The 17,247-nt window shown below is 56.9% G+C and carries 16 protein-coding genes and 1 pseudogene; 7 read left to right on the plus strand and 10 right to left on the minus strand.

All coding sequences use genetic code 11. The features are described from left to right. Positions 1-15: 15 nt before the first annotated feature. The 4 genes and pseudogenes from E1J61_RS28330 to E1J61_RS28345 all read right to left on the minus strand — a co-directional run. Complete coding sequence (locus E1J61_RS28330; RefSeq protein ID WP_133097241.1) at positions 16-1,125, minus strand: Rieske 2Fe-2S domain-containing protein; 1,110 nt, start codon at positions 1,123-1,125, stop codon at positions 16-18. 52 nt (positions 1,126-1,177) lie between these two features. After that, the gene (locus E1J61_RS28335) at positions 1,178-2,188 is read right to left on the minus strand and encodes a PDR/VanB family oxidoreductase (RefSeq protein ID WP_243737014.1); all 1,011 of its coding nucleotides are present in this window, start codon (positions 2,186-2,188) and stop codon (positions 1,178-1,180) included. Between the two features lie 202 nt (positions 2,189-2,390). Then, positions 2,391-3,272, minus strand: coding sequence for a LysR family transcriptional regulator (locus E1J61_RS28340; protein ID WP_133097242.1), 882 nt, complete (start codon positions 3,270-3,272; stop codon positions 2,391-2,393). Positions 3,273-3,415: 143 nt separating this feature from the next. Then, a pseudogene (locus tag E1J61_RS28345) lies at positions 3,416-3,914 on the minus strand (tyrosine-type recombinase/integrase); the annotation flags it as partial. 126 nt (positions 3,915-4,040) lie between these two features. Here E1J61_RS28345 and E1J61_RS28350 point away from each other — a divergent pair. The 3 genes from E1J61_RS28350 (at position 4,041) to E1J61_RS28360 (ending at position 6,625) form a co-directional block, all read left to right on the plus strand. Continuing rightward, positions 4,041-4,553, plus strand: coding sequence for a MarR family winged helix-turn-helix transcriptional regulator (locus E1J61_RS28350; protein ID WP_133097243.1), 513 nt, complete (start codon positions 4,041-4,043; stop codon positions 4,551-4,553). Between the two features lie 339 nt (positions 4,554-4,892). After that, the gene (locus E1J61_RS28355; protein WP_133097281.1) at positions 4,893-5,777 is read left to right on the plus strand and encodes a proline/glycine betaine ABC transporter permease; all 885 of its coding nucleotides are present in this window, start codon (positions 4,893-4,895) and stop codon (positions 5,775-5,777) included. Between the two features lie 14 nt (positions 5,778-5,791). Next, a complete protein-coding gene (locus tag E1J61_RS28360; protein WP_133097244.1) occupies positions 5,792-6,625 on the plus strand; it encodes a glycine betaine/L-proline ABC transporter ATP-binding protein in 834 nt (277 codons plus the stop codon). Positions 6,626-7,411: 786 nt separating this feature from the next. Here the strand turns inward: E1J61_RS28360 and E1J61_RS28370 are convergent. Continuing rightward, positions 7,412-8,653 carry an aromatic ring-hydroxylating dioxygenase subunit alpha gene (locus E1J61_RS28370; protein WP_133097245.1) on the minus strand — a complete coding sequence of 414 codons (1,242 nt, stop codon included), beginning with the start codon at positions 8,651-8,653 and terminating at the stop codon, positions 7,412-7,414. Positions 8,654-8,922: 269 nt separating this feature from the next. Here E1J61_RS28370 and E1J61_RS28375 point away from each other — a divergent pair, with 269 nt between their 5' ends. Genes E1J61_RS28375 through E1J61_RS28385 form a run of 3 tightly spaced genes read left to right on the plus strand, consistent with a single transcriptional unit; the run spans position 8,923 to position 11,992 of the window. Beyond that, positions 8,923-9,261 carry a hypothetical protein gene (locus tag E1J61_RS28375; protein WP_133097246.1) on the plus strand — a complete coding sequence of 113 codons (339 nt, stop codon included), beginning with the start codon at positions 8,923-8,925 and terminating at the stop codon, positions 9,259-9,261. A 35-nt stretch (positions 9,262-9,296) separates the two neighbouring features. Next, a complete protein-coding gene (locus E1J61_RS28380; RefSeq protein ID WP_133097247.1) occupies positions 9,297-10,631 on the plus strand; it encodes an FAD-binding oxidoreductase in 1,335 nt (444 codons plus the stop codon). A gap of 29 nt (positions 10,632-10,660) precedes the next feature. Next, complete coding sequence (locus tag E1J61_RS28385) at positions 10,661-11,992, plus strand: MFS transporter (protein WP_133097248.1); 1,332 nt, start codon at positions 10,661-10,663, stop codon at positions 11,990-11,992. A gap of 38 nt (positions 11,993-12,030) precedes the next feature. On the opposite strand, the gene E1J61_RS28390 is transcribed toward E1J61_RS28385, so the two are convergent. The 5 genes from E1J61_RS28390 to kynB all read right to left on the minus strand — a co-directional run bounded on the left by E1J61_RS28390 (position 12,031) and on the right by kynB (position 16,535). Further along, complete coding sequence (locus tag E1J61_RS28390) at positions 12,031-12,984, minus strand: LysR substrate-binding domain-containing protein (RefSeq protein ID WP_133097249.1); 954 nt, start codon at positions 12,982-12,984, stop codon at positions 12,031-12,033. 326 nt (positions 12,985-13,310) lie between these two features. Then, positions 13,311-13,691, minus strand: coding sequence for a RidA family protein (locus E1J61_RS28395; protein ID WP_133097250.1), 381 nt, complete (start codon positions 13,689-13,691; stop codon positions 13,311-13,313). Between the two features lie 58 nt (positions 13,692-13,749). Continuing rightward, on the minus strand, positions 13,750-14,955 hold the full coding sequence (locus tag E1J61_RS28400; RefSeq protein WP_133097251.1) for an amino acid aminotransferase: 1,206 nt from the start codon (positions 14,953-14,955) through the stop codon (positions 13,750-13,752). A 30-nt stretch (positions 14,956-14,985) separates the two neighbouring features. Further along, entirely contained in the window at positions 14,986-15,855 is an 870-nt protein-coding gene (kynA, locus tag E1J61_RS28405) for a tryptophan 2,3-dioxygenase (protein ID WP_133097252.1), read from the minus strand. Beyond that, a complete protein-coding gene (kynB, locus tag E1J61_RS28410; RefSeq protein WP_243737015.1) occupies positions 15,852-16,535 on the minus strand; it encodes an arylformamidase in 684 nt (227 codons plus the stop codon). The genes kynA and kynB overlap by 4 nt, the downstream gene beginning before the upstream one ends. 130 nt (positions 16,536-16,665) lie before the next feature. On the opposite strand from kynB, the gene E1J61_RS28415 reads away from it, so the two are divergent. After that, positions 16,666-17,160, plus strand: a complete 495-nt coding sequence (locus tag E1J61_RS28415; RefSeq protein ID WP_133097254.1) for an Lrp/AsnC family transcriptional regulator — start codon at positions 16,666-16,668, stop codon at positions 17,158-17,160. Positions 17,161-17,247: the final 87 nt, after the last annotated feature.

The raw sequence follows: 17,247 nt of genomic DNA on the forward strand, positions 1-17,247 counted from the left end.
CGGTGGTGCTATGTCCTACGCGGCGGCTTCGGCGGGCTGCGGATGGATGGGGATGATGGCTTTCTCTTCCTGGCGTTCCCGCCGCTGCATGGCCATCAGAATCTGTCGGGCGCGGCGCAGCGCCTTGTCCGTTTTCAGGAAGAGTTCGGCGTAGTCGTCGTCGGGATAGTCAAACATCTTCTGCTGCCGCTCCAGGGCCCATTGATCCTGGGCGACGACTTCCGGAAACATTTCAGCCACTTTGTGGGCGGTGAGCATGCTCGTGTCGCTCAGCGTCGTATGCCCCTTCGTGCAGGAGACATTCCAGCGCCACACCAGATTGGCATCATCGACCGGGTAATGCAGGTGCAGGAGCGTGTAGCCGCGTTCCATCGCGGTCCCCAGTTGACCTTCAGGCGCGACGTGCATTTCGACGCGGGTCAGGCCCGGACTCACCATGCAATGAGTATGCAGGCGCTCGACTTCATCGTAGTGGAACCACTCACGCAGGTATGGCGGCTGCTGGTAGCCGTGCACATGGCGGATGGTCTTGACAAAGTCGTAGCCCCCCGCGTTACCTTCTTCGAGCTGTACGGGAATCAGGCTGTTCGCCTTGTCTCCGATGTTGCCGTCATGCAGGGGATAGAAATGGGTGATGTCGAGCAGGTTCTCGATCAGCAGCAGGTAGTTTGCCGGCACTTCCAGCGGCTGCGGCGAGCCAACGGCATCCTTGTCCGGGGAGATGACTTCCGGTGTGCGAGGTGGTTCGATGCCAGACGCGGCCTTCTGATCGCCAGGCCATACCCAGACGACGCCGTCCGTTTCCCGCACTGGAATGACATGCAGGCGCGCCTGCGGCGGGATCTTGCCAGGCTGGGATGGGATTTCTACGCACTGTCCGGTTGCGTCATAGCAGAGACCGTGGTACGCACATTCGAGACGACCGTCGTCGAGCAGCTTGCTCTGGGAGAGAGGGAAGCGTTTGTGACAGCAACGATCGTCAAACGCGACCACCTCGCCACCGTCGGTACGCCACATGACAATGGGCTTGCCGGCAATCTTGAACCCCTTCAGTTCATGGGCGGGAAACTCCCGCGAGAAACCGATGGGGTACCAGCAATTCTTCACAAACTCGAACTTGCTCATCTCTGTTGTCTCCTCGTCTTTTGTGGGGATGCAGAACCCAGCAATTGCTGGCCTATAGGTCAAGGGTCAGGGTTTTGCTCTTGGCACGGCAGCAGCAGATCATGACGAACTCCTGCTGGTCGTCTTCGTCGAGTACGCTGTCGCTATGGATCGGTTCACCATCCAGATAGCGCGTCATGCAGGTGCCGCAGTAGCCTTCTTCGCAGGACACATCGACGTCGACGGCGTTTTCCCGCAGGATCTGGACGATGGTCTTGCCAGGCGGCACGGTGAAGGTCTTGCCACAGCGGGCGAGGCACACCTCGAACGGGATTTCCGCCGCAGCTCGGGTTGCGGCGGTGCCCGATGAAGGGGCTGAGAAGCGCTCGCAATGTCTGGTGCCTGGCGCCCAGTGCGTGGAACTGGCGTCGACGGCGTCCATGAAACGCGAGGGGCCGCAGTAGTAGAGATGCGCACCAGCCGGCTGTTCGCGCAGGACAGCGCTCAGATCGAGCCCGTTTGCGGGATTACCGTCGTCATGGTGGACCACGGCAATGCCGGCCTGTACGAGCGGGTTGAGTTCATCGAGGAAAGCAGTGCGTTCTGGCGAGCGCGTGCAGTAATACAGTTGGAACATGTCGCCCCGCGCCAGCGCGGCGTTCATCATGGATCGGATGGGGGTAATGCCGATACCACCCGCTACAAAAACGTGGTGTGAGGTGTCTGCGAGCGGAAAGTGATTGCGGGGCGCCGAAATCTGCAGGTGATCGCCGGCGGTAAGCTGGTGCATTCCGACCGAGCCGCCACGGCCAGAGGGATCCCTCAACACTGCGACGACGTAGCGGCTGGCATCGAGTGGATCGCTGCAGATGGAGTACTGACGGATCAGACCCGACGGAAGATGAACGTCGACATGGGCGCCGGCTGAAAAGGCCGGCAACGGCATGCCAGTCGGGTCTACCAACTCGAATGCGCGGATGTCGTCAGCGAGCTCGCTGATGGAACGGATGGAAACGGGAAATTTGCCAGTTGCCATTGGCCCTGAACGGGTGGCGGCAGGCGGTCTTTCGACGATGAGGTCCATCGCGGTCTCCTGTAGGCTTGCCCCACCGGCCGAGCGTGGCGGTAAGGTCGTCTGTGATTTGATCCAAGCCTAGAAGTCGCGATTGTTTAATTCAAACGATATATTTTTGCGGAATCACATCGGAATTATTGATGTGTACGGGTCAAGGGCTGCGATTCCGCGCAGGCGCCGGGGGATGTGACGCCGACGACCTACCGATGCGCTACTTTTGGAACTCACTGACGCTTTGTGCGAGTTCGGCGATAGCGCTCGGAAGGGAGTAGGTGTGCTCGGGGGACACGGCCGCGACAAACTCGACCGGATCGAAGGGGTTGCGAACCTCAATGATTTCCAGCAAACCATCGCCGAGTTGGCGCTGGTAGTTAGGAACTGGGAGATAGGTCACGCCCATTCCTGCCATTGCCAGGGATGCCGCGACGCCCATGCTCTTGCAGCGCGCCAGGTAGCGGCAATGTGCGTGATCGCGCAGGAACCAGGCATCGATGGCCGCGCTGTGGAATGACTGTGGCTTTAGCCCAATGATTGGATACTGCGCCAGTTCTGCGGGCGAATGAATGTGCCGGGCTGCCAGGCCTGGACTCGCCATCCAGGCGAAATCTACTGTCCCGAGAGAAATGGCCGAGACATCATGCATGTGGGTATGCCCAGGAGCCAAGACGAGGTCGAGTTCGCCTTGCGCAAGCGCATTCATCAGATCGCTCGTCAGGGCCTCGTCGATCTCCAAGCGTACTTGCGGATACTCTTTTGCGATCCTCTTGATTAGGGCTGGCAGCCAAGAGATGGAGACAACTTCCGCTACACCAATTCGGATGGTGCCGCTCACGGAATCGGGCGCAGCAACGCGATGGGATAACTCCGAGGATAGATTCAGAATACGCGTCGCGTAATCGAAGACTTCACGCCCCCGCGGGGTCAGGCGGGCCTTACGCTGAGTTCGGTCAAAAAGTTCGACGCCCAAGCTACGCTCCAACTCACGCAGCCTCATTGAGACTGTTGATTGCGTTGCGCATAGTCGTTCTGCCGCAGCGGCGAATCCGTCAAGCTGGACGATCCAATAGAAGGTTTCAAGTTGCTGTAACGTCATGTTTTACGCGGGTTTGTTCGCATTAAGCTCCTCAAAGCATATACGGAGCGTTTGCTGGCAGTCACCAGACCGAGCTACTCAAACACAGAACTCACAATACGGTGCAGCCAAAATTTCATCTTCATGAAATAATCCTCCGCCTGCTATTTCTCCGTGCCCCAGCCGATCCGATGCCGCGCCTGCGTGGCTTCATGGCGCGCATCCTCTTCACTGTGCAGATAGCCACTCGTCGTCGACAGTGAGCTGTGCCCGAAGTTATCGCGCACAAAGCGCAGGTCGACCTGCTGGTCGGTCATGTGCGAGCCGGCGGTAGAGCGCAGCCAGTGTGCCGAAGGCGCTGGCCAGCGCCGCGGCTTGCGACTCCCATTCCGGCCCGCGCCGCGCTCCCGGAGGCGCGTCGCGGCCATGCCAAACACCTCTTTCAGGTTCAGGTGCAGCGCGCCGCGTGGCAGCGGTTTCTCGTCGCCCGCTCTTCCAATCACCGGCAGCACCAGCGGACGCGTCTCTCCGAACTACGGAGTAGGCGGCAATTCGTGTGCGCGGCGGTAGCGCGCCAGTTCGGCAGTCAGCTCGTCGGTCGCAGGCACCAGCCGGGCCTTGCTGCCGTTGCCCGGTCACCTCCAGCCACCAGCGCTCGATGCCCTAGACTTGCGATAGGGGCGGGTCTTCCCGACTAGCAGGCGGCCCCTATTGGAAGCAAACTGCGCACCCGTTGGCAGCCGGCATGAGGCTTGCTCAGACGTAAGGGAAGGGAGAAGGAAGTCTGCCATGCGCCATGTGAACCAAAGTGTCTCGCCATCTCAAGAGGAGGAATCGTCACGGACACCGTCGCTGGACCCTCGCAACCTCCAAGACATGCTCGACTACCGGTTGTATTTGGTGTATCGGGAGTGCGGCTTCTATCCCGAACGCATGTTGAACAACGAGTTTGGTATCAACAGGAGGCGTTGGCGTCTCATTGCTACTGTGCACGACATGGAAGGCGCAACGCTTTCCGAGATAGCGGAGCGCGCTGAACTGGATAAAGCGCAGGCATCCAGAACGGTCGGGACGATGGTGAGAGAAGGTTTGTTAAGGCGGCTTTCGAACCCCGACAATGCACGATTCGCAAAAATTGTATTCACCGACAAGGGACGGGAACTGTATGACAAGATATTCACCCGATATCGGGAGATGAACCTTGCCTTGGTGGATGCCCTGACAGTTGAAGAAATCCATCAACTGGATAGGCTAATGAACAAGCTCAGGATGGCGGCCGCTTCGTTCGGAAAGAATCACTGATATATGTGATGTAGAGACTCGCTTTCTCTCTCATTAAATTGTTAATAGGTCAGGGCACTTCGGGTGCTCTTTTTCCGTTTCGAGTCGAGAAGTTGAACAAAGCACAGCGAGACTGTGTCTGCATAAGTGCGTATCTGTTGCGTCTTCCACGATTGATTTAGTCAACTATCCCGCTCGTGTCTATGCTGATCCCCGCAGCGCATTCGTTTGTGGGATGCTGGCCAGGGTTCAATGAGCAACTATCTCGATGGCCTCGCTAAGGTAGCCTTTTTTGAACGCCGAGATAATCTGCCGTGGCTAGCTTCAGTTATGAATCTAATGGCAGTAGTAGGGATTGACATGGATATATTTCTTCATCTGTCGATTGAGGACGCGATAAACGTCTTCTTTAACAATTTGGTTCAGAGATTTGGTGACTATTTTCAGGGATTCAGCGCGTTTGTCCTGAAATGGATTTTGGTGCCAATCGAGCTGGCTCTAAAAGGGACGCCGGCGATTTTGATCCTGGCCGTTGTGGGATGGCTGGCATGGGTAGGTTCAAAGCGGCTTTCGATGTCGGTCGTCCTAGTCGGCTTACTCTACCTCATTGGGTGCTTTGGTCTCTGGGACAAACTGTTGCAGACTCTTGCAATCATGCTGGTTTCGACAACATTAGCCGTGATGTTGGGGTTACCACTGGGGATATTGATGTCACGTAGCCTGTGGCTGAGAAGTGGTGTTAGCCCGGTGCTGGACATGATGCAAACTTTGCCCACCTTCGTTTACATGATTCCGGTTCTGATGCTATTCGGACTGGGCAAGGTTCCGGCAATCATCGCGACGGTCATTTATGCTCTACCGCCGCTGGTTCGCCTTACTGACCTTGGTATCAGGCAAGTCCCCGAGGACATCGTTGAAGCAGGGAAGTCTTTCGGTTGCACACAGACGCAGCTTCTTCTGAAGATCCAGTTGCCACTAGCTCGGCCTAGCATCATGGCTGGCATCAATCAATCTGTGATGATGGCTCTGGGCATGATTGTCATCGCATCGATGATTGGCGCTCGCGGGCTTGGCGAGGATGTCTTGGCGGGCATCAACAATCTCGACATTGGACGAGGGCTTCAGGCCGGGCTGGCCATTGTCATTCTTGCGATCGTCATCGACAGGATTAGTCAGGCATTCGGCAAGGGGCGGCGTCATCGGGCAGTGATGGCCAAGAAACAGAAGCGCGTAGCGCTCGCGTGATTCGGAGGTGGGAGATGAATGCTGCACTTCATGTGAAGAACGTCTACAAGATTTTCGGCCCGACTAAGAAGGCCGTGGAAGAAGCGCTTCAATTTGCGCGAGGTGGGATTGAGAAAAGTGAGATTCTGTCGCGGACCGGATGCACCCTGGGCGTAAACAATGTCTCTCTACGAGTCGAGAGCAGCGAGATCTTTGTCATCATGGGGTTGTCCGGCTCGGGAAAATCCACCTTGGTCCGGCATTTCAATAGACTGATAGAGCCGACAGCAGGAGAGATTCTTATCCAGGGTCAGGATATCGTAAAGCTGCCCGACAATGAGCTTCGTGAAGTTAGGCGGCGACAGATCAGTATGGTGTTTCAGAGCTTCGCCTTACTGCCTCACAAGACGGTATGCGAGAACATCGCGTTTGGAATGCTCCTGCGTGGTGACGATCCCAAGGTCAGTCGCGACAAGGCGGAAGCGTGGGTCAATGGAAAGATGGGGCTGAAAGGCTTTGGGGACAAGTATCCCGACGAGCTCTCTGGTGGCATGCGACAACGTGTCGGCTTGGCCAGGGCACTTGTCGCTGAAACGGATATTGTTCTTCTTGATGAAGCATTCAGCGCACTGGATCCTCTAATTCGCTGCGAGATGCAGGACCTCCTTCTGCAGATTCAACGGGAGATGAAGAAGACGATTGTGTTCATCACTCACGACCTCGACGAGGCCTTAAGGATCGGAACACGCATCGTCATCATGAAGGATGGAACGGTGATGCAGGAAGGCAAACCGCAGGAGATTGTCGAATCGCCGGCCAATGACTATGTGAGAAAGTTTGTCGAGCATCGTACCGTGGGTGCCTCCTAACATACGGCTCACTATTCAGGCAGTTCTTTCATTGATGGCACGCCCGCTATATAGCGGGCGTTTTAGTTTTGCGAACCGCATGATTCGCCAAGACGACGAGCGGGGTTGGAGATAGCAGATGCGACAAGCCGATGTGAACCGCTATCCAGGCCATGGTCGAGACAGTGACGCATCGAAACCGGGGGGGGGGTGAAGCCATCAGGGATAGTCACTGCGAAAAAGCAGATGCGACAAGCCTTGCCCTCGCAGCTGCGCCATCTTCGTTGGCTTCCTAACTGTTTCTGCCTGGACCGCGACGCTGGTCGTTGTCGAGGCGATGAAATCGAAATGAGGCACCGCCGTCGCCGAATGGAGGAACAGAGCGGATGACCAGGATGCAGAACCTGCCCAAGGTGCGCTGTTGCCCGGCTGCACACACGTATGCGAAGCTTGAGAGCCTAGCGATGTGATCGCAAGGCTGTGCTGAGCGGTGCTAACAAATGAAGGGAACATTCCGAGGCAAGGCGACTTAGACGTCGGCGATGCTATAGGGCTGACCCTCTTCTATTGGAGAACGAAGTATTGCAGCGGGCCTCTTGGCGAGGCTCAGATAGCGCCTTGCAGCGGGCAGGGACTGGTGTGTAGACGTAGGGTTCGAAAACCTACGCCCATCGGGCGAACTCTATTGCAGAGCACCTAATGGTGGCTGTAGCGATTGCGCTTACTACCGTGATAATTAACTGGCTAACGTAGTGTGGCAGGGGACGCTTTTTTCGGGCGACCCCTGCCTTTGCTTCATGAGCGGCGTTACTTATTGAAATGGGATTGCATCGATGCAATATACCAATCCAGGAAGGCGACGACACCGTACTCCATAGACGGCGACAACGGACCCGGCTGATATGCCGGCGAGTTAATGCCGCGCTGGTTGTTTTCGGCGAGTGTCCTGTCCTGGTCGTTGGTTGCCTTCCAAACTGTCGTCAGTGCGTCAAGATCGTAGTCGACCCCTTCCTCTGCATCCTTGTGGACGAGCCATTTCGTCGTAACAGCGGTGGTCTGTGCGTCGATTGGCGTCACTCGGAACGAGATCGCGTGGTCGCCGAGTGCATGGTTCCACGTGCTCGGGAAGCGCAAGAGACGAACGGAGCCGGCATCGAAGTCAGGCAGCGAACCCATGAGGCGGCGCGAGGCAGGCTCACCGGTCATCGTGAAGGAGAGTCCGTGGGTCATCGGCACCCGGATGATCTGCCACCCTTCTTCTGGTTTGCTTTGATGTGCGTATGACAGGCTCTGCGAATCCCAGCGAGCTTTGTCATCCCGAGCCTTCTGAACAAACTCGGGCGAACAGCGCGGGTCGTCCGTTGCTTCGACATCTGCGATTGTGCGCATCAGCTCGGGGTGGCCCGACTTGCAGTGATAGCATTCACGGTTATTCTCGATGACAAGCTTCCAGTTTGCTTGTTCGATGATGGTTGACTCATAGGCAACCTTCGCGTCCTGCAGGCCGTGCGGCTCGAGGTACGGCGACATGGTTTGTTGGAACTCAGCAAAGTCTGGCGCGTCTTCAGACAGACAAATAAAGATATAGCCAGCGACTTCCCCGACCTTCACCGGGCGAAGTGAGTGGGCGTCTTTGTCAAACGAGTCGCCCATGTCGCGAGCATGGATCAGCGTGCCCTTGGTGTTATAGGTCCAGTGATGATATGGACAAACCAAGTTCCGGGACTTGCCACGCTCGGTCAGGCAGATTTTCGAGCCACGGTGGCGGCAAGTATTGTGGAATGCGTTGATCTCACCGTCGTTGCTCCGGACGACTACCACGGATGCACGGCCGATATTGACGGTGAACCAAGTACCCGCTTCGGGCAGATCGCAAGTCATCCCGGCGAATAGCCAGCTCTTGTACCAGATCGCTTCCATCTCAGCCTCGAACACCGAGTCACTCGTATAGAAAGCTTGGTGAAGCCCGACGCCAGGGCGGTAGGTATCCAATAGTTCCTTGACCTCTGCGCCCAGGGCATTGCGGTGCAGGGTAATAACTCCAGACATTATGGTCTCCAGTGGGGTACGACTTGTGCAAACGAGAGGGCTCAGTTGGGCTCTCGCATGAACTCTGGTGCCACATTAATCGGCGGTATCACGTTTGATTCAGTCAATTCATCCGGTTCTAAGTGGAAACCCTAGTCACGCGCGGGTGGGTAGCGAGCGCTTCAAGGGTGCCTGACATTTCTGCATGCATAGCATGTGAGATTTCCGCTTTCGGCCACTGTGAGCCCTTCCTAGAATTCCGTTTCCAATTCCCATTTGCAGGTGTTCGTATGAATGAAACGGAAGCGATTGCGCTGACTCCCGCTGGGGATGTCCAGTGGGAGGGGCGTGGTGGTGCGGAAGACAATGGTGGCGGCATTGCCTGGGCGGCGCGCGCATCTGGTAATTCGCTTGCCTCAGGCTTTGGCCGCTTGAGAAGCGGTCGGACTCCGCCAAAGACACTTGGCTACGACGAAGTCATCTATGTGCTTCAGGGGACGTTCGGTGTCAGCTGCAATGGTATTGATACGGTTGCCCGCGTCGGTGGCGTGCTTTCCATTAAGCGCGGTTCGACCGTTACATATTTCGGCACTGAAGCACAGTTTTTCTTTGTTGTAACAGCTGCCTAATGCCTCAACTCGAACCACTCCACCGAGATTTCAGCATGAACGCTCCATTGTCACCGGAGAAATTACTCCCGGCTGATGACAAGACCAACGGCTGGTCGGCGATCCTGCCCAAACGGTTGCCGCGCCCGTCAGTACCGAAGTCGGCCAGCTTTGACTGGCTCGTGATTGGCGCAGGATATGCGGGCATGTCTGCTGCTCGGCGCCTCGCAATCCTGAACCCGTCGCAATCCATCGCTCTGCTCGAGGCCCAACAAGTCGGCGAGGGCGCACATGGCCGCAATGCCGGCTTTGCAATCGACCTTCCGCACAACAATGACCACGATCCAGCTAACACTGAGAAAGGTCATCGGCACATAAGGTTGAGCCGTTACGGCATTGATTGCCTGGATGACCTGGTGAGCACCCACGCCATTGAGTGTCAATGGAGCAGGAGTGGTCGTTATGACTGTGCGGTGTCGCCGGAGATCTCGCGTAAGCTTCTTGGCGCGACGGTCGCCGAACTGGAGGCGCTGGGGGAGCCGTACCAAATCTTTCGCGGCGAAGCCCTTCACGAGCGCCTTGGCACCCGTTACTACGATTCGGCGATCCATACGCCCGGTACCCGGTTGCTGAATCCAGCAGCTTTGTCGCGAGGACTTGCTGACACGCTTCCTCCGAATGTGAAACTTTTCGAGAATTCCCCCGTTCTGGAGCTCGACTCCAATTCGATGGTGGTTGCGACTTTGCCAGGAGAGGTGAAGGTCTCTGCAAGAAAAGCAGTGTTGACCAACAACGCATTCATCTCTCGATTTGGGTGTTTCAAAAGGCAGCTGCTACCGTTTGTGCTGTTTGCAAGCCTTTCTCGCCCGTTGAACCCTGACGAGCGCAAGCATCTGGGCGGAACGAATGACTGGGGCATCACGCCGGCACACGGTATTGCGGGTGCAACACTGCGTTACACCCAGGATTATCGAATTCTGTTCCGGTACGGATTCCAGTTTGCGCCCAGCTTGCGTTGTTCGGATTCGTTGCGTGAGCGGATGAAGCGTTCTCACGAGGTGCTATTCAGGGCCAGGTTTCCGATGCTGGATCGCGTGACGCTGGACCACTTCTGGGCCGGATACCTCTCGCTAAGTCAGAACGGTGCCCCGGGCTGGGGTCAGTTATCGAACAACGTCTATGCTGCAGTCAACTGCAATGGTGTTGGGATCGCAAAGCAAACCACTGCAGGTGCCCTGATTGCTGAATTCGCGTGCGATACCGGGCATCCATTGATTGGCGACATGATGGCGCTCGGATCGCCAGACATGCTGCCACGCCGACCATTCCTGGATGTCGGTGTACGTGCGTATTTGGCCGCGCAGAAGTGGGCAGGTCGCTCAGAGAAGTGAAAGATACGAGGGTGAGACAAAACATAATCATGAGCAACGAGACAAACTACCAGGAAACAAGGAAGGAAGGGGGCGCCACGAAGTGGTGGGTGCTGTTACTCCTCACAATGGTCTACGCCGTCAACATCGCAGACCGTTATGTCGTATCGACTCTCATCGAGCCTATCAAGCATGAGTTCAGACTCAGCGATGGCGAGGTGGGCTTCATTACAGGCACCGCCGTCGCATTGTTCTACGTCACACTAAGCCTGCCGCTGGGAATACTTGCGGACCGGGTAAACCGCAAGCGCATGATCGGCATTGCGTTGGCGGTCTGGTCTGGCTTCACTATGCTGTGTGGGGCGAGTAGTTCCGCGCTGACCTTCTTCATCTCTCGCCTTGGCGTAGGCATTGGCGAAGCTGGCTGTATGCCTCCAGCGGTTTCCTTGCTGGCGGACAAGTTCCGGCCGACTTTGCGCGGGACGGCCATGAGTCTCTTCTCTGTCGGAGCCGCGATAGGTGCGCTGATGGGTTCGGCCGGAGGAGGATGGATCGCGGAACACTATGGATGGCGCGCGGTGCTGCTTGCATTCGGGGCTATCGGATTTCCCCTGGCAGTCATTGTGATGCTGGGCTTCAAAGAGCCGAGACGTGGCGCGTTCGATCAGGCGGGAAGCGAAGTAGTGCGCTCCACCTTTCGGGAAACCTTGAACCACATCCGTCACTGCAAGCCGCTCCTGCACGTCATTACGGGAACTACTGTTCTTACGTTCTGGGGATGGGGACTGGTCTGGTGGACGCCCTCGTTTCTTGCGCGAAGCTTTCATATGACCGTTGGCGGTGCCGGGGAAAGTCTGGGCGCAATTCACGGCGTTGGAGGAGTCATTGCCATGCTGTGCACTGCTTATGTACTGAGTCGGTCGTTTGCAAGAGCGGACTTCTCTCAAGCTAGGTTGGTGGCATTGATTACGGCCTTTGCGACAGTGCCTTCATTTGTAGCGTACGCGTCGTCCTCGCTAACGCTGACTCATGTAATGCTGTGGATCTTTATACCGACCATCTATGTATATATTGGTCCGTCTGCCTCCATGGCGCAGAATCTCACGCCTGCGGCGATGCGAGGCCAGGTGGTCGGCATTATCGTCTTTGCCACGAACGTCGCTAACCTCGTCATCGCACCACAAGTTGTCGGATTCCTTTCGGATATCATCGCTTCCCGTAGCGCCAATCCAGCAGAGTCGCTGCGCTATGTCCTGATGGGCGTGTCTCTGACCGGCTTGTGGGCGGCGTGGCACTTTCACGTGGCTGCACGGTACATGCGAAAGGAGCAAGCTGATGCTGTAGGGGTCCGGACAACTCTCTTGTCAGCGCACCGTCCTTGAGAGCAGCCTGCCCGACGTGCTTAATCGCGCATCGGGCGTCAGGGTACGCCCGCTACGCTAAGCAAGGCAGCAATTTCGAGGCGCTGGCTTGCAGCGTAGTCAAGGATCCATGCTTTGAACAACGTTGCGGATTCACTCAACGGGGAGTCGTTAGAGTGAACAAGGAACTCCGCGTTACCGGTGCTCACCTGGTCCAGTACGGGTCTGATGAGCGTACCGTCGCGGAGGTCTCGCAGCACCCCATACGACCATCCCAATGCAATGCCTTTTCCAGCACAGACTGCACGATACACAAGGTCGTGGTTTGTCAGCTGCAATGCAATATTGAGGGAGTCCTGAGCGATTCCACGGTTTCGGAACCAGGTTCGCCAAGTGGAGTTGGTGGTGATAGGGCTATCCAGCTCGATGAGCGGTTCGTGGACTAAGGCCGCGGTATCGAGAGCTGCACGACCCGACAAGAATGCCGGTGAACAGACCGGCAGTATTACCTCATCAAACAGCTTGATGGCACTGACGTCGTCCCACACTCCATTGCCGTAGCGGATGGCGAGATCTCCAGGAGGGCTTGCCGGGTCAGTGACGCTGTCGCTGGCCAATACGCGTATCGGGATATCAGGATGCGCAGTTTGGAAATCCAAAATTGCAGGCATCAACCAGAAGCTCGACATGGCAAGGCTGGCGGAAACCGTTACGGATTTGTCGTTCAGGTTCTGAATTCTGGCAATGGCACTGCGCAGCGCAAGCAGCCCCTCGGCAATCGCTTCTTGAAATTCGAGCCCAGCGGGTGTCAGGGTGATTTCCTTGTGACGGCGGATAAACAGCGCGGTGCCGAGCCGTGCCTCGAGTGATTGTACTTGGCGACTGACGGCGGCCTGAGACAGATGCAGCTCTTCAGCAGCCTTGGTAAAGCTCAACAGCCTCGCAGAGGCTTCGAATGCGGCAATTGTGTTCAGCGAGGGAAGGCGCAGGTGAAGCGAGCTAATTGGGGACATAGCCTTGATAGGCCACCACGGGCCAATACGGAAAATGTGCCTTCCCCCGATGCGACGCGCACTAATGTTGCGACACCAGGCTGGAACGCCGGAACTTGTCCTGAATCTTACACCGCGAAGGTAGCCGAGTCGGTATAGAGAATGCTGCTGCGTGCGATCCAGGTGACTGAGTTGACGATTGGATGGCCGCGGTGGGGGCTACTGAAGCCATCGGCAGCAATGGATGCGACCGTCGTCGCAATGCAACACTGGCCGTAGGAAGGTCCGTTAGCCATGCGCGGGGCATCTTGCCTACGCCCCGCGGTCTGGCAATAGATTTGAGCCTTTTAGTGGTCCTTGGAGGCTACGTAGGCGACGATTTCGATCAGCATGGCAGGATGTACAAAGTCTTTTACAACCACGCTGGAGCGATTAGGGTACGGTGCGGAGAAGAACCTGCGGTACACATCGTCAACAGAGGCCATATGGGATGCTTCCTTCAGGTAGATCAGTACCTGAGCCACGTCAGTAAGAGATGAGCCTGAGGCAACCACGGCCTGCTGCAGATTGCTGAACGTCAGATGAGCTTGCTGCGCGATATCGTCACCGGCGATAGTTCCTGTGCTGTCCACCGGTCCATGCGCCGTAAAGATAATCCCATTCGCACGGGTTGCCCATGAGAATGGCTGGGCTATTGGCTTCAGACCTGTATCGATGACTTCAACCATCAGATGATCCATGAAGAGAGGTTGCACCCAGCCAACGGTTGCGCGGCTGGGATAGGTATTAGCTCCGACGTCGACGGGAGATGACGTCAGCGATGCTGCTTGCCACCGCCTCAACGTTGCGAGAGTTCAGCCCGGCGATGCAAATCCGGCCGGACCGAACCAGGTAGACCCCATGCGCTTCGCGCATGTAATCCACCTCGGTGGCGCTTAGCCCGGTATAGCTGAACATGCCGGACTGGCGCGTCAGAAAGTCAGCCGGGTAGTCGACCTGTGCCTCCAGCGCGCTTCGCAGGGCATGTCGCATCGAGACCATTCGGGCCTGCATGGCCGCGACTTCATTCTCCCAATTGGCGCGAAGTTGAGGCGTCGACAAGATCGTTGCCACAACCTGGCCGCCGAATGCCGGGGGGCTTGAGTAAATCTTGCGAACAATCGCCTTCAGTTGCCCCACGACATTGTCAGCAACGTGCTTACTATCGCAGACGACCGAGAGACCTCCGACACGTTCTCCATACAATGAGAAATTCTTCGAGAATGAGTTGCTCACGAACATGGGCAGCCCCTTCTGAAGCATCTTTCGGATAGGGCCGGCATCTTCGTTGAGTCCTTCGCCGAAGCCCTGGTATGCCATGTCGATGAACGGCACGAGATTCCGGTGCTCAACAATCGCAATCACTTCGTCGAACTGCTCAGGGGTCAGGTCACATCCTGTGGGGTTGTGACACGATGGCTGCAAGAGAACAACGCTGTGCAGGGGGAGCGTCTGCAGCGTACTCAGCATTGCATCGAAGTCGACCCCGTTGCCCGCCGCATTGAGATAGGGATAGGTGTTCACCGCCAAACCAGCCGACTCGAGCAGCGTACGATGATTGTCCCAGGTTGGATCGGACATCCAAACGGCACTGTCGGGCAGGTACTGCTTGATGAAGCGAGCCGCCAAATGAATGGCACCCGATCCGCCAACGGTTTGGACGGTTGCGATTTGGCCGTCGGTGACCTGGGGAGCGTCGGCACCGAACACAAGGCGTTGGACGGCGTCCCGGTAAGCAGCAACGCCCTCCATCGGAAGATAGGTGTGGGGCGCTGGGTTGGCTTGGAGCAGCGTTTTGGCTTGCTGGACGCTCTCCAGGATGGGAATCTGTCCTTGGTCGTCGTAGTAGAGACCGATGCTCAGGTTTGTCTTCTGCTCGCGGGAGTCAACGAGAAATCCTTCAAGCAGCGAAAGGATGGGGTCGCCTGGATAGGCCTCAACGTTATTAAACATGGTGGGGGCTATGCAAAGGTTAGGGACTACTTACAGTGCGGTGCGGACACGCCACAATTCAGGGAAGAGTTCGACGTCAAGCATCTTGCGAAGGTAGGCAACCCCTTCCGTGCCACCGGTACCACGCTTGAAGCCGATGACGCGCTCAACGGTCGTAGCATGACGGAAGCGCCATTGGCGGAAGGAGTCCTCGATATCAACCAGCTTTTCTCCAAGCTGGTACAGATTCCAGTAACTCTCCGGGTCGCGATAGACGAGGGCCCATGCAGCTTCAACGGAAGGCTGGTAAGACCATGGCTGCGACCAGTCCCTCTCCAAGCATGCCAGATCGACCGACAGGCCATTTCGCGCCATCAGTTTCAGTGCTTCGTCATAAAGGGAAGGGCTATGCAGCACTGCCTGCAAAGGCTGGAGCCGGTCGTCCCGGTGTGCATGGGGACGGAGCATCGAAGCGTTCTTGTTGCCAAGAAGAAACTCGATCTCGCGGTACTGGTAGGACTGGAAGCCAGAAGACATCCCCAGGTACGGGCGCATCGAGGAGTACTCGGACGGCGTCATGGTCGACAATACGTTCCATGCCTGCACCAGCTGATCCATGATGCGGGAGACACGTGCAAGTTTCTTAAACGCAGGCGCCAATTTGTCGGTGCGAACCTCATTCCTGGCCGCGTGAAGCTCGTGAAGCATCAGCTTCATCCATAGTTCAGACGTCTGATGCTGGATGATGAACAGCATCTCGTTGTGGTCCGGGGACAAGGGGTGCTGTGCGGACAGAACGGGCTCCAGGTGGAGATAGTCGCCGTAGCTCATGTCCTTGGCGAAATCCATCTGAGCACCGTGCCATTGTTCAGCCCCGGTGTTATTAGTCACGGTGTGACCCATTGGGCAGCTCATTGTCATACTCCAATCAAGGATGTGATGGGGGATTGCGGCGCTCGCCGCAGAATGGCGCGTACAGGACTGGCGTCCAGTGCTGCTAGCTTCAGCGGCAACGCGATCAATTCATAGTCGCCGTCGAGGATGCCGTCCAGCACAATGCCTTCCAGGATCGCCATGTCGTGCGCTGCGATGCGCCGATGGGCATCCATCGTTTTCGACTCTTGTGGATCCAAAGATGGCGTGTCTATTCCAAGGAGCTGGACACCGGACTCGGCCAATAGGTCGATGGTCGCGGGAGCTACGGCAGCAAAGTGCGAATCCCAGCCAACAGGAGTCACCTGATAGGTGCGCAACAGCAAGCGGGGAGGAGGCGAGGACTCCCAAAGTGCTTTCGGAAGGCACTCTGGCTCGATCACGCCGTTCTGAGGCACAACCCGAACAACGCGGCACGGGCCAATGTACTTGGTTAAGTCGACCGCGGCGACGCCGAGCCCCTCACTTTCATAGTGCACTGGGGCGTCGGCATGTGCCCCGGTATGCGGGGATAGCGTGATGCGTCCGACGTTCACAGGGCTGCCTGCTTCCATCCGCCAGATGCGCTCATGGCTGAAGCTGGTATCGCCTGGCCATACGGGCGTTCCCGCATGTATCAATGGCGAGATGTCCCAGATGCCAGCTGCGGCATAACGATGACTTTGCACGAGGCCTCCGTTCCGATACGATCTGCGGAGAATATTACGCGGCTGGATACGAAATGTGCTTCGTTTTGCTGCGGCGCCTTCGCATCCTGGCGCAAGAAGATTCAATGAAACCTCGTCTTTGTCTAACTTTATGCAAACCGATCTGGACACAATCGATATCGCCATTCTTCGCGCACTGGAAATGGACGGGCGGATCACGAACCTGGACCTCGCTAAGCAGGTTGGCCTTTCTCAATCTGCTTGCCTACGCCGTGTGAAGCAGCTTGAGCAGAACGGCGTCATCAAGGCGTACAAGGTTCAACTGGACTCCGTTAATCTCGGTCTAGAGGTGCAGGCAATCGTGCAAGTCACCATGCGTCCAGACGGCGAAGGCTGGCATGAGGCATTCAAGAGGACAGTGGCGGAATGGCCGGAAGTTGCCTATGCGTACGTCATCACAGGGTCGAGCAATTACATCCTTCTGGTGCGCGCACGCTCGCTGAAGGAGTACGCAGACTTCGTGATTGGCCGCCTTTACAAGACACCTGGGGTGCTCGAAGTGACATCGAACATCGTGCTCGAAGAATTCAAAGGTGACGGCTCGCCTCTGGAAGTGGCACTCCGCCATGTAAAGGGAAAAGGCTGATCTCGCCGGCATACCACCTTGCACGCACGATCTCCGCAGGCGCACATCGCTGATCTCCGGCATTCTCAATTCAGACAGGCCAGCCAC

Origin of the sequence: Cupriavidus sp. L7L (assembly GCF_004353535.1) — a bacterium.
Lineage (GTDB): Bacteria > Pseudomonadota > Gammaproteobacteria > Burkholderiales > Burkholderiaceae > Cupriavidus > Cupriavidus oxalaticus_A.